Annotated in this window: 13 protein-coding genes and 3 pseudogenes; 3 read left to right on the forward strand and 13 right to left on the reverse strand. The window is 62.2% G+C overall.

From position 1 onward, the window contains the following. The first annotated feature begins 150 nt into the window (after positions 1 to 150). Complete coding sequence (locus MAXJ12_RS31355) at positions 151 to 819, forward strand: Crp/Fnr family transcriptional regulator (RefSeq protein ID WP_244421673.1); 669 nt, start codon at positions 151 to 153, stop codon at positions 817 to 819. A gap of 487 nt (positions 820 to 1306) precedes the next feature. Here the strand turns inward: MAXJ12_RS31355 and MAXJ12_RS31365 are convergent, their stop codons facing one another. The 3 genes from MAXJ12_RS31365 to MAXJ12_RS31370 all read right to left on the reverse strand — a co-directional run bounded on the left by MAXJ12_RS31365 (position 1307) and on the right by MAXJ12_RS31370 (position 3077). Next, positions 1307 to 1798, reverse strand: coding sequence for a hypothetical protein (locus MAXJ12_RS31365; RefSeq protein ID WP_008840225.1), 492 nt, complete (start codon positions 1796 to 1798; stop codon positions 1307 to 1309). A 469-nt stretch (positions 1799 to 2267) separates the two neighbouring features. After that, complete coding sequence (locus tag MAXJ12_RS37340; RefSeq protein ID WP_139044149.1) at positions 2268 to 2507, reverse strand: hypothetical protein; 240 nt, start codon at positions 2505 to 2507, stop codon at positions 2268 to 2270. Positions 2508 to 2702: 195 nt separating this feature from the next. Then, positions 2703 to 3077, reverse strand: coding sequence for a hypothetical protein (locus MAXJ12_RS31370; protein ID WP_040589070.1), 375 nt, complete (start codon positions 3075 to 3077; stop codon positions 2703 to 2705). 45 nt (positions 3078 to 3122) lie between these two features. Between MAXJ12_RS31370 and MAXJ12_RS36175 the strand changes: the two are divergent. Beyond that, positions 3123 to 3287, forward strand: a pseudogene (locus MAXJ12_RS36175) (integrase); the annotation flags it as partial. A 68-nt stretch (positions 3288 to 3355) separates the two neighbouring features. On the opposite strand, the gene MAXJ12_RS36180 reads toward MAXJ12_RS36175, so the two are convergent. Next, positions 3356 to 3658, reverse strand: a complete 303-nt coding sequence (locus MAXJ12_RS36180; RefSeq protein WP_244421671.1) for a type II TA system antitoxin MqsA family protein — start codon at positions 3656 to 3658, stop codon at positions 3356 to 3358. A 168-nt stretch (positions 3659 to 3826) separates the two neighbouring features. Between MAXJ12_RS36180 and MAXJ12_RS31380 the strand changes: the two genes are divergently transcribed. Further along, positions 3827 to 5143, forward strand: a complete 1317-nt coding sequence (locus MAXJ12_RS31380) for a DUF2130 domain-containing protein (RefSeq protein ID WP_008840229.1) — start codon at positions 3827 to 3829, stop codon at positions 5141 to 5143. Positions 5144 to 5193: 50 nt separating this feature from the next. On the opposite strand, the gene MAXJ12_RS36185 is transcribed toward MAXJ12_RS31380, so the two are convergent. From MAXJ12_RS36185 to MAXJ12_RS31415, 9 genes and pseudogenes are all read right to left on the reverse strand, one after another. After that, positions 5194 to 5364: an RES domain-containing protein gene (locus tag MAXJ12_RS36185; protein WP_085984147.1), complete on the reverse strand. Its 171-nt coding sequence runs from the start codon at positions 5362 to 5364 to the stop codon at positions 5194 to 5196. Between the two features lie 436 nt (positions 5365 to 5800). Continuing rightward, a pseudogene (locus MAXJ12_RS39385) lies at positions 5801 to 6004 on the reverse strand (XRE family transcriptional regulator); the annotation flags it as partial. Positions 6005 to 6157: 153 nt separating this feature from the next. After that, complete coding sequence (locus MAXJ12_RS31385; RefSeq protein WP_008840230.1) at positions 6158 to 7366, reverse strand: CaiB/BaiF CoA transferase family protein; 1209 nt, start codon at positions 7364 to 7366, stop codon at positions 6158 to 6160. A gap of 4 nt (positions 7367 to 7370) precedes the next feature. Further along, positions 7371 to 8168, reverse strand: a complete 798-nt coding sequence (locus MAXJ12_RS31390; RefSeq protein ID WP_008840231.1) for an enoyl-CoA hydratase/isomerase family protein — start codon at positions 8166 to 8168, stop codon at positions 7371 to 7373. Then, on the reverse strand, positions 8165 to 8596 hold the full coding sequence (locus MAXJ12_RS31395; RefSeq protein ID WP_008840232.1) for a GlcG/HbpS family heme-binding protein: 432 nt from the start codon (positions 8594 to 8596) through the stop codon (positions 8165 to 8167). Before MAXJ12_RS31395 ends, MAXJ12_RS31390 begins: the two co-directional genes overlap by 4 nt. 13 nt (positions 8597 to 8609) lie before the next feature. Then, positions 8610 to 9893, reverse strand: coding sequence for a TRAP transporter large permease (locus MAXJ12_RS31400; RefSeq protein WP_008840233.1), 1284 nt, complete (start codon positions 9891 to 9893; stop codon positions 8610 to 8612). Beyond that, on the reverse strand, positions 9890 to 10432 hold the full coding sequence (locus MAXJ12_RS31405) for a TRAP transporter small permease (RefSeq protein ID WP_244421672.1): 543 nt from the start codon (positions 10430 to 10432) through the stop codon (positions 9890 to 9892). Before MAXJ12_RS31405 ends, MAXJ12_RS31400 begins: the two co-directional genes overlap by 4 nt. A gap of 56 nt (positions 10433 to 10488) precedes the next feature. Continuing rightward, complete coding sequence (locus tag MAXJ12_RS31410) at positions 10489 to 11472, reverse strand: TRAP transporter substrate-binding protein (protein ID WP_008840235.1); 984 nt, start codon at positions 11470 to 11472, stop codon at positions 10489 to 10491. A gap of 60 nt (positions 11473 to 11532) precedes the next feature. Beyond that, positions 11533 to 11924: pseudogene (locus MAXJ12_RS31415) on the reverse strand (serine--glyoxylate aminotransferase); the annotation flags it as partial.

The following is an 11924-nucleotide window of genomic DNA, read 5'->3' on the forward strand; positions in this document are numbered from 1 at the left end:
GCTCCGATACGAGCATTGCTCGGTATACGTTCGGACACTGTCGGAGACTGGCGTTTGCCGAGCACCTATTGTAGGTTGTGTTTCGATTGAGGCATAACGCAGTTTTTCATGCAGACATTGTTGCAGTTCGTCCGTGCACATCCGATTGGAGTGTCATTGACGGAGGATGAACGCGAGGCTTATGCATTCCTCAATGTTGCTGCGAAACGCTACCGTTCCCACACGGTAATCAGCCGCCAGGACGACACGGACGAAAGAATCTTCATCGTCAAATCTGGCTGGGGGTGTCTTTACCGCGAACTCCACAACGGCGGCAGGCAGATCATCGACACGCCTCTTAGGGGCGACATCATCGGCGTCAGGGCTGTCGACGGGCCGAACTACGCCACACTGTCGGCGATATCGGAGCTGTCGCTGTTCGAAGTTCCGAAGCGGGCACTGGACCGTGCGATGCTCCTGCACCAAGCCATCGGCAGTACGCTGACCCGCGCCATCGCGCGCCAGAATTCTATCTTAGCGGAACACCTGATCAACGCCGGGCGACGCAATGCGATAACCAGGACCGCCCACCTTTTGCTCGAACTGGAGGAAAGGCTGGCAGCGTACGGCCTGGCCGCCCGAGGGAGATTCGATTGCCCACTCACCCAGCAGGATCTTGCCGATATCCTTGGCCTCACGGCTGTTCATGTCAGCCGGACCTTTGGGGCGTTGCGGAAGGCCGATATCGCCTCGTTCAAGGCTGGATCTGTTGAGATAATCAACCGTACCAAACTGATGAAACTGTCGAGCTTCGACAGCGAGTATCTAAGGCTGACATAGCTGGCCGGACCCTAACTCCAGCAGCTGTACTTGTCGCAATTGCGTCGCGTCGTGTCGGCCGAAATGCTGGGACTTCCGCTTTGCACAGGTTCATCCTGTGTTCGGCGGTGGCCACGCGATCGAGCAGAAGGTCAATGGCCTGCCGGACTTCCACGCCCGTTGTATCGTCGCCCGCCAGCTTGACCCAAGCGAGTTCCAGATGCTCTCGCGCCAGCGCCAAATCGGACGTCATTTTGCGTCTCCGGATCACTGCGCCCCCGGGCACGCCGATGCACAGGCATGAGAGATTTTCGGCTAAGATCGACGCGGGTATTTGAGGCAAATTGGAACCAACGAGGCGGTTCCTGCAAATTCGCAGCCTTTGATGTCGCCAGCCCCGGGGCAATTGTACATCCCCACGCCGATGGCGCTAACCAAAATGTTCTCTGTGGAGACGGATTTAGCTATTGCGGAATTGGGAGCCAATGCCGGTGTTCAGCCGCCGCGCTCAGCCTCCCGCCACCTTCGTGACCCTAGCTCCGTAGCCTTCCAGGTGCTCGATCACCAGATGTTCGTCGCGGGACGGCACCCACCGCAGCACGACGCCATCGACGCTATTTCCCGCCGCCAATCGCATTCCGAGATCGTCGGCTTCGTCTTCCGGCAACCCGTGGGTCTTTAACGCACTGGCGACCGCCTTCGGCCACACACCCCTCCAGCGGGCTTGATCCGGCATCAGGTGGAGCGTGAATGGCTCGCGCGGTTCGCCGCCTCCCCACTCCGCATGGATGCCATGTGTTTCCATCTCACTTTCGAACTCATCCCTTGAAAACACGAGCTCGATCTCGACACCCTGGACAGTCTCTCCTGCCTGCAATCTGGCGGCGGTTTCCACCGCCACCTTGAAACCGACCCCCCGTCGGGTCAGGGCCTGTGTCAACGCGGCGACCAACGCGCCGTCGGTGATCCTGCCGTGCTTGGAGACGAGACTGTATCGCATAGGCGCGCCCCTGAAATTGTCGAGTAGGACGACAGACTATGCAGGTGCCTCGCGGACCTCAATTGCAATTGCAACGCCGCGGCCAACAGGACTGGGTTCACCTCGGCAATTTGTATCGAATCGTCAGGGGCGCCTTTGCCCATTTCCGGGTGGGACAAAATGCGATCACCCTTCCCGCTGTTTTGCATGCATCACATCACAGCACGTGGGCATTCGATGGTTCGGGCCGGGAATCGCCAACGACCAAATGCACATCGCCGGGATCTATGTCGACGCTTGGCACACCGCTTGCGACTGCCGCGAATGTCGAATGGGATTCAAGCGGATGCCTACCCACTGTCCCGCGTGGCTGCTGTGGCGCGGGGAGTGCCGAGCTTTTCCAGCGTGCGGCGCGCCGGCGGATGGACTGCTCGACGAGCCGTACGATCTCAAGCTTCTCGGAGGCGGAATATCATATAAGTCGAGGGCGTCATTTCAAGCGGGGTTGCCGGTTGGTCGCATCACTTGGGAAGGCGAAGCCCGGCGGCGCCAAGCCGGGAGATAAGGGGCACAGCCGCGCGCTGAGCGAGGATGCCGATCGCATCATCGACCAGCATCGCGACCAATGCCCTTGCTGCCGGGCCAGCCTGTCGAAGATCTTCCAGCCGAAACCGTCAGCGAGCACGATAAGATTGAGCTGCTCGCGATCAGGCCTTTGATTGAGCGCCATCGGCGTCTGGCAGTCCGTTGCCCGTCCTGCGGCACGCTGGTCGTCGCGGCTGTGCCAGATGCGGCGAAGGGGACGCAGCTGGGTTCCGGCGTTTGGATAAAGCCGCCTATGCGACGAACGAGCGACCACAATCGGTCATGTCCCCCAGAAGTTGGATAACGCAAGCCGTAAAGCCAAAATGCTGAATCCGTCGATTCATGAGAATATCTTGAACGTGATGATATCTTTAGCCGCGTGCAGGTTCGTACCCGGCGGGGAGGCTTCGTGATCTCCGGGAATTTCCGGCGTCGGCTTGGCAACGTATCGCGGGCGCTCAATCGTCTGACAGGCGGCACGAGAGGCCAGACGTTGTGCGCTCGCGTGGCGGAGACATTTGGCCAGCACTGCCTGTTCTGTCGGCTGGTAGGCGCAGCGCTTCGTGAGCCGGCCCACTGCGCCGACCAACTGCTTCGGTGGCGCAGCATACGCGATGCTCCATCGGAACGTTCCCCGAGATTCGGTTGACGCTTCTTTATGCCGCGCATCGCGCACCTGAAGGGCGATTTTAACGACTTGTGATGCGATGCGCATGGAGAAGTTAGCTCACTCGTTGGCCTTTTCGCGCGCACTCTCGCGGCTCGCTTGGTCAAGCGTACGGCAATGGCTGCTGGCGTCCGCGGCGACCTGTCGGAGAGCGAACGAGAGAAGAAGTTCTCCGGCCATTTGCTGCGGGCCGGCCTTGCCTCTTCGGCGGAAGTCGACGAGCGCTATGTCCAGAAGCAGCTCGGCCACGCCGCGTCCGGGCTCTAAAAAGTCCCTCCCCTCCCCCGCTAAAGACCGCGATGTCTCGGCCCGAGAGAGCAGGATTTTCACCTAAGCTTTTCAATTGAAATCGGGAAGTGAAACCGACACAGGGCATAGAGCGTTACCGCAAATCGTCCAGAAGTTCGGGATGTTTTTGGAGGAGCGGGAGCGCTCGGCTCGACTAGGCCGCGTTCGTATTTGTCGAAGGCGTTCTCCCCGACTTTGAACAGCGCCCCGGCTTCCCGCTGCGACAATTTCAGCTTGGCGCGAATCTGCCGGATGGTCGCCGGCGCCGGCAGACCGTCAACCTTTTCCTTGAGGCTACGCAGCGCCTCGTCGACTACGCTCATATCTTTGCCGACGTGCACGCCGTCCCCCTCCCGATTGGCATGTCCAGCGAAGGGTAAGAAGCACCTCCCCTTGGCCTTGCGGCGGGGATAACCCCTCAATTCACCCTTTGTTCCTTTTCGAATATGGCTGGCGACATATAGTCTGGTGTTTTCCTTTAACTGATTCCTCAGGGAGGCAGCGCGTAGATGACCGTCCAACCCAAAGCCATGCTGCAGGGCGACAGGATTCTCAATGAACCGACAATCAGCTGTCCAACCTGCAAGACGGAAATCAAGCTCAATGAGTCGCTCGCGGCCCCGTTGATTGCAGCCACGCGCGAAGAATACGAAGTGCGGCTAGCGCAGAGCAACGCATCGATGGCTGCCAGAGAAGAGGAGCTCAAGCGCCAGCAGGCTGAGATTGCCGCCGCGAAAGAGGACATCGGCAACCAGGTGGCCGAGAAAGTTAAGCTTGAGCGTGCCGGAATCGCGAGCGAGGAGGCCCGCAAGGCAAAATTGCTGCTGTCGGTAGACCTGGAGGACAAGGATAAGAAGCTCGCAGAGCTGGAGGCGTTGTTGAAGGCGCGTGACGAAAAGCTCACTGCGGCCCAGCAGCAACAGGCTGAATTCCTGAAAAAGCAGCGTGCGCTTGACGATGAAAAGCGCGAGATGGCGCTGACCATCGAAACGAAGATCCAGGAAGGGTTGGACGCCGTTCGCGTCAAGGCGAGGTCCGAGGCCGAAGACGGCCTCAAGATGAAGGTTGCGGAAAAAGAGGAACAGATCGCCGGCATGCAGCGTCAGATTGAGGAGCTGAAGCGCCGTGCGGAACAGGGTTCCCAGCAGCTGCAGGGCGAGGTTCTGGAGCTCGAACTGGAGTCCCTGATCGCTAGTCGGTTCCCAATGGACATCATTGAACCGGTGGCCAAGGGCGAGTTCGGTGGAGATGTCCTGCACCGTGTTGTGGGACCGGCCGGCCAGCCATGCGGCGCGATTTTATGGGAATCGAAACGCACCAAAAACTGGAGCCAGGGCTGGCTGGGGAAGCTCAGGGCGGATCAACGGGCGGCGAAAGCGGATATCGCGCTGATGATCTCGGAGGCGCTGCCTCCCAGTGTGGAAACGTTCGATCTTCTGGACGGGGTCTATGTCGCCCATACCAAATGCGCGATTCCAATCGCCATCATGCTCCGGCAATCCCTCATCGAGCTGGCGAACTCCCGCCTCGCCCAGAACGGCCAGGCTACCAAAATGGAGCAGGTCTATGGCTATCTGACCGGTCCCCGGTTCCGCCACCGCGTCGAAGCGATCGTCGAAAAATTCTCTGATATGCAGGAGGACCTGGCCAAGGAACGCAAGGCCACAACACGGCTGTGGGCCAAGCGGGAGGCTCAGATCCAAGGCGTGATCGAGTCGACCGTCGGGATGTACGGCGACTTGCAAGGCATCGCTGGAAAGGTGATGCAAGAAATTGAAGGATTAGACGTCCTGGCCATTGAAGCATCTTCGCCCGATGCCGAATAGGCAATCGGTATTTTGGGGCGGAGGTGAGAGTGGGCAGCAGTCTTCTTCCGTCACGCCAAGCCGGGCGCGCCGAGAAGCGCTACAACGCGCTTCGGCTGAAGCTTCGGTATCGCACGATCATTGATTGCGAGATTGGTCGAGCCGTTGAGGCGCGAGGGATAAATGATCCCGTCAGGCTGAGATGAATGCTCGTGAAATGCCAGCGACCACCGGCGGGCCAGGTTCTGGCGGCGGCCGGCACACCCATCCTAACCGCATTGCCGCCCCTCGGGTCGACCAGGCGAAACTCCGCCGTGGTCGTGATCTCCGCATAGCGCCGTTGGGTCAACTCCAACGCCTCTATCGGAACGTCGTCGACAAGACCTTCGCGGCGGTCGCGGAGCACCGTTTCGAAGAAGCACACCTTGAGGGCGGCGCCGAGGTACAGACGCTGAAGCGATTGGCATCGACACGGCGCCGAGGATCGCTGAAACGGCTTGGCGATTTTCCGTATCCCAGGGGATCAGGATAAGTGCTCCAGTAGATCCGCCCGGCAGGATTGTCTCGACTTCGAGCGTTGCACGCGCAAATCGGCTGGGGTGGAATGCTGGGCATTCAGTCAAAGTCGCCCCAAGCCACACTTTCCGCCTCGGCCAACACCGAGGCTTCATCGCCCTGCTAAAGGGCTCGAAGGCCTCGTCCGCCCATCGAGTGCACCATAGGGCGATACCAGAAACCGGTAGACCGCCCAGGCAGTATTGCCCAACGTCGCATGGAGCGCAGGCAGCACCATAAAAGGGCGGCCATCCTCATCAAGCTGCCAGACGGGAAAGCGGAAGCGGCGTTGGCGCCATCAACCCCGAGCACCTGCCCGCTCTGCCTGACGAGGATCGGGAAGGTCCGGCCCGGATGGAAAATCGTCGTTCGCGTCGTTGATTGATGGCCGTTCCGCCGTATCGCACCGAGACGGCGGGCCTTCGCGCCAATCGTTCTAAAAGGAATATCTGGGATCGCCAATCGGTTGGTGGCGACGGATCAGCGTCCCTGGGCGGCTCCGGACGAGAATAGCACGTCGATCTCCTCCCCGGCATAGCCCGCCTCGTCCAGGATTTCGCGAGTATGTTCCCCGAGGACGGGGGCCGGTCGGCCGGTTTCGCCCTGCGTTGTGGAAAACTTGATCGGAAAGCCGATCGCTTTCGTCGCACCTGCTACCGGATGCTGCATGTCGAGCACCATGTTGCGGGCGAGCGCCTGCGGATCCCGGTGCATGGCATCGATCGAGAGGACCGGCCCGGCAGGCACGGCCGCTGTGGCGAAGGCTTTGAGCCATTCTTCCGTGGAGCGGCGTCTGAAGATCGGCGCAAGCTGTTGCTCGAGCGCGGCGAGGTTCTGCATGCGATGGCGGTTGGACCGGAAGCGCGGATCGGTGACCAGTTCCGGCGCCTCGATAAGCGTCGCGAGCCGCTCCCAGTTGCGCTGGTTCGCCGCCCCGACGTTGATCCAGCCGTCCGACGTCTGGAAGGCCTGATAGGGGGCGTTGAGCGGATGGGCGGAGCCCATCGGCTCCGGCGAGACGCCAGTGGCGGCGGCAATGGCCGACTGCCAGTAGGTGTGGACGATGCCGGCCTCGAAAAGGGACGTATCAACGCGCTGCCCTTCGCCGGTCTGCAGCCGCTTGGCGTAGGCCGCGGCGACGCCGAGAGCGGCCAGAATGCCGGCGGTGATGTCGGTGACCGGCGCTCCGACCTTGACGGGCGGCCGGCCCGGCCCCTCGCCGGTGATTGACATCAGCCCGGACATGCCCTGCGCGATCAGGTCAAAGCCGCCGCGATCGGCATAGGGGCCGGTGCGTCCGAAGCCGGAGATCTCGCAATAGATCAGGCCGGGATTTTCCTTGCGGAGGATCTCGTATCCGAGCCCGAGCTTAGCCATCGTCCCCTTGCGGTAGTTCTCGATCACAACATCCGCATCGAGCAGCAACCGGCGCAGCGCCTCCTTGCCCTCGGCGCTTTTCAGATCGAGGACGATGCCGCGCTTGTTGCGGTTCATCATCATGAAGGCGGCGGATTCGCCGTTGATGTCGGGCGGCAGGAAGCGGCGGCTGTCGTCGCCTTCCGGCTTCTCCACCTTGACGACATCGGCGCCCATGTCGGCGAGCATCAGGCCGCAGACCGGGCCGGCCATGATGTGCGCCAATTCGATCACCCGCATGCCGGCGAGCGGCCCTTTGGCGGCTTCGGCCATCGGGTCAGCGCCCCTTCCATTCGGCCGGCCGCTTCTCCAGGAAGGCCTCAAGCCCTTCGCGGAAATCGGCGCTCGTGTAGCACATGGCGATGAGGTCATCGCCGTCGGTGCGGCCCTGCCGGACGCGCCGAAGCGCCTCCTTGGTAGCCCGCAGGGTCAGCGGCGCATGGCCGGCAAGTGTTTGGGCCAGCTTGGTGGCGCGGCTCATCAGCGCCTGATGATCGTCCAGCACCTCGGACACAAGTCCGGCCGCCATAGCTTCCTCCGCCTCCAGCAGGCGCGCTGTGAAGATCATCTCCATCACGCCACCCGCGCCGATCAGCGCGGCGAGCCGCGCATAATTCGCCATCGAAAGGCAATTGCCGAGCGTCCTGGCGATCGGAAAGCCGAATTTCGCGCCCCGCGCCGCGATGCGGAGGTCGCAGGCGGTGGCAATCCCGGCGCCGCCGCCGGTGCATGCCCCCGCGACAGCCGCGATCGTCGGCACGGCGCAGGTCTCAATCGCATCCAGTACGGCCTCGATACGCCGCTCGTAAGCCAGCGCGTCCTCGGCCGTGTTGAAATCACGGAACTGGGTTATGTCGGTGCCAGCGGCGAAGGCGCGATCGCCGGCACCTGTGACGATGACCGCCTTTACGGCACCGTCGGGATCGATGCCGCGGCAGAAGGCGGCAAGTCCGTCATACATTTCGAAGGTCAGCGCGTTGCGCGCCTGCGGCCGGTTAAGGGTAACCGTGGCGATCGCGCCCGCGGTCTCGATCAGCAGTTCGGCGCTGCCGCCGCCGGTATCTTGCGGCGTCATCCGGTGTCCGCCGTCAGGCCGGCAGCTTCAATTCCCGCCTTGGCGCAGGCCTCGTCATTGTCCGACGTATCGCCTGAAACGCCGATCGCCGCCACGACCTGCCCGTCCCCGGCCCTGGCGAGCACCCCGCCCGGAACCGGCACCAGCGCGCCGCCGACCACATGCGAAACCGCGGCGACGAAGGTCGGCTGCTCGACCGCCCGTTTGCCGATGGCTCGGCTTCCGATGCCGAGCGCCAGCGCGCCATAGGCCTTGCCATGCGCGACCTCGAAGCGCTTCAGGCTCGTCCCGTCCTCCGCTACCGCCGCCTTGACCGCCCCCCGACCATCGAGGACCACCAATGCGAGCGGCTTGAGGTTGAGGCGGCGGGCCTCAGTGAGCGTGGCATCCAAAATTGTCTGCGCGGCGGAAAGCGGGAGATCGGTCATCGGAATTCCTGGTTCATCCGTAGAAGTAGTCGACGAGCGCCATCGGTATCGGCGGCACATAGGTCACGAGCATGAGCACGGCGAGGAGAACGGCGACGAACCAGACATTGAACTTCGTCACGTCCCAGATGCCCACCTTGGCGACCGAGCAGGCAGCGATGAGCACACTCGCCACCGGCGGGGTCTGCTGGCCGATGGCGAGATTCAACGTCACGATCAGGCCGAAATGGACCGGGTCAATTCCGACGGAGCCGACCAGCGGCATGACGATGGGCACCACCAGTATGATGGCGGCCGCGGAATGGAGGAAAAGCCCTATGACAAGGAAGAAGATGTTCAGGAGCGCGAGCACCGCATAGCGGTTCTCGGTGAAGTCGAGAATGCCCTGGGCAAGTCTCTGCGGAACCTGCGCCTCGGTCAGATAGATGCCGAGCAAGGCCGACGCGGCAACCAAAAGCATGACCACCGCAGTCTGGATCGCGCCCTCGATCGCAGCCTTGTACAGGAAACTGACATTGAGCTCGCGATAAATGACGCCGCCGACGAACAGAGCCGCGACCACCGCGATCCCCGCCCCTTCCGTCGCCGTGACGAAACCGCCGAAGATCGAGCCGAGAATGATGACGGGAATAATGAAGGCCCAGGCGGCTTCCTTGAAGGTGGCCCAGACTCGACGGAGCTGAAAGATCTCCTCGACGGGCCAGCTACGCCGGCGCGCCATCCAGTAGGAGACGATCATCAGCCCGACCCCGCCGAGGATGCCCGGAACGATTCCAGCCACAAAAAGCTGAACAATCGAGCTTCCCGACATCACGCCATAAAGGATCATCGGGATGGAGGGCGGTATGATGATGGCGAGGCTGGCCGAGGAAGAGGTGACCGCCGCGGCGAAGGCGCGCGGATAGCCCTTCTTCTCCATCGCCGGAATAAGGATCGGACCCATCGCCGCCACGTCCGCGACCGCGGAACCGGAGATTTCGGCAAAGAACATCGAGGTCGTGATGTTGACCATCGCGAGGCCGCCCCGAATAAAGCCGACCAGCGCCGAGGCAAATGCGATCAGTCGGCGTGAAATTCCGGAGGAATTCATGATCGCGCCCGCCAGGATGAACATCGGGATGGCGAGCAGCGGGAAGCTCTGCGCGCCTTCGTACATGGTCAGCGCCACGTTCGGCAGCATGTAGGCGCCCTGCGTGACCAGAATCGCCACCGTCGCCACCGCCGCAAGCGAGACGGCGATCGGAACATTGATGAAGACGAGAACGACAAGCCCCACAAGCATCAGGAAAAGGATCATGGCCGCAGCGTCTCCTGCGCCTCTAGATGTTCGGCGATTTCCGCCTCGTCGGCGGAAATCTTCTCGCGCAGACGATGCCAATATTCCGGCAGACTGAGCACCTCGCAGATGATGAACAGGATCGCGCCGATCGGTATGACGGACTGGGTTATCTGAATCGGGACCCATGGCAGGCTGATAAGCCTCATGCCCTGCAGAACCTGGAGAACCTGCCAGCCGGTCCAGGCCAGGACGATGAAGAAGGCGAAGACGACAATCTCGGCGATCGCCGCCGCGCCGATGCGCCAGCGATAGGGCATCGCCAAGAGGATCCCGTCGAAGCCGATGTGGCCACGTTTCAATGCGGCGAGCGCCGCACCGTAGTAGGTTATCCAGGCCAGCATGATTGAGCCGACTTCGTCGTACCAGACGAAGGACGCGCCGGCCTTGCGCCAGATCGCGGCGAGCACCACGACCGTCGTCATTGCGACGATAAGGAAGACAAGCCAGGCTTCGAGCGTGCGCTCAAGCACGGTTCGGAAGCGCGTGAGACCAGTCACAGGCACGACCTCGTTGTTTCAAGGATGCGTGAACGCGTTCGCCGGACCGGGCCGGCTTACTGGCTCTTGCCGAGGCTGATCGCCTTTTCGATCATCCCAGCGCCGCCTTCTACCTGCGTGCCGAATTCCTTGTAGATCGCATCGCTGGCCGCGATGAAGGCGTCCTTGTCAGCCTCGTTGACCTGGATGTCGCTCTCCTCCTGCATCTGCGCGAGGAGTTCCCCTTCCAGCCGCTCGGCGCTCTCGTAGACGAAGGCCTGCGTCTCCTTCGCCGTCTCCTCCAGGATCTGGCGGACATCCTCGGGCAGGCCGTTCCAGCGGTTCAGCCCGACCAGAAGATAGGCCGGCGTATAGACATGGCCGGTCATCGACAGATAATCCTGCACTTCCTGGAACTTGCCGCTGGCGATCTGGGTGAGCGGATTCTCCTGGCCGTCGACGACGCCCGTCTGCAGCGCCGTGAACACTTCAGAGAAGGACATCGGCGTCGGATTGGCGCCGTAGGCCTGGAACATCTTCACGCGCCATTCGCCGGAGGGGGTCCTTAGCTTGATGCCGGAAAGATCCTCGGGCGTCACGATCGGCCGCTTATTATTGGTGATGTGGCGGAAGCCGTTCTCCCAAACCGCCAGCATCTTGTAGCCCTGTTCTTCCGCTGCCGGCGCGAGCGTTGGCCACACAACCGCCGCCTCGATCTTCTTCATGTGCTCGCGGTCCTTGACGAGATATGGCATCTCGAACAGGCCGAAGTCGGGCACCACGCTCGACATGACGCTCGACGGGAGCGCCATGTCGGCCGTGCCGAGCCGCAGTTTCTGCATGAGTTCCTCGTCGGTGCCGAGCTGGCTGGAGCCGAACACGACGACCTTCGCCTTGTCGCCGAGCTTCTCGTTGGCGGCCCGGGCGAATTCGTCCGCCGACAGGGCGAACAGCGAACCGGGCTCGCCGACATGGCCGAGCTTGATCTCGGTCTGCGCGGCGGCCGGCTGGATGAATGCGGCGGCAAACAGCGTCGCTCCGAAGATGAATCCATATTTCATTGCAAATCCTCCCGTTTGTCGTTTCGACCGCCGGCTTGGCGCCGGTCTCGTTGGATTGCGCTACTCTGCGGCTGCCCTCCCAGCGTCGGCCATGCCGGCTTCCGATACAAGGAAGTCGAGAGCCGCCTGCACGCCGCCCTTCTGGTGAGGCACGCCGGCCCGCTCCAACCCCATTTCCACGCCCGCGAGCGTGCCTGCGAGCATGAGGTCGTTGAAATCGCCAAGATGGCCGATACGGAAAACCCGGTCGGCGATCTTGGAAAGCCCGCCGCCGAGCGACATGTCGAACGCGTCGGCGACAGTGCGGCGAAACCTGTCGGCGCTGTGGCCGTCCGGCATAAGAACGGCTGTCAGCGAACCGGAATAATGGCGCGGTTCGCGGCAGAACACCTCCAGCCCCCAGGCTGTCACGGCGCGGCGCGTGGCCTCGGCGTGACGCTGATGGCGGGGGG

Source organism: Mesorhizobium alhagi CCNWXJ12-2, from assembly GCF_000236565.1.
GTDB lineage: Bacteria > Pseudomonadota > Alphaproteobacteria > Rhizobiales > Rhizobiaceae > Allomesorhizobium > Allomesorhizobium alhagi.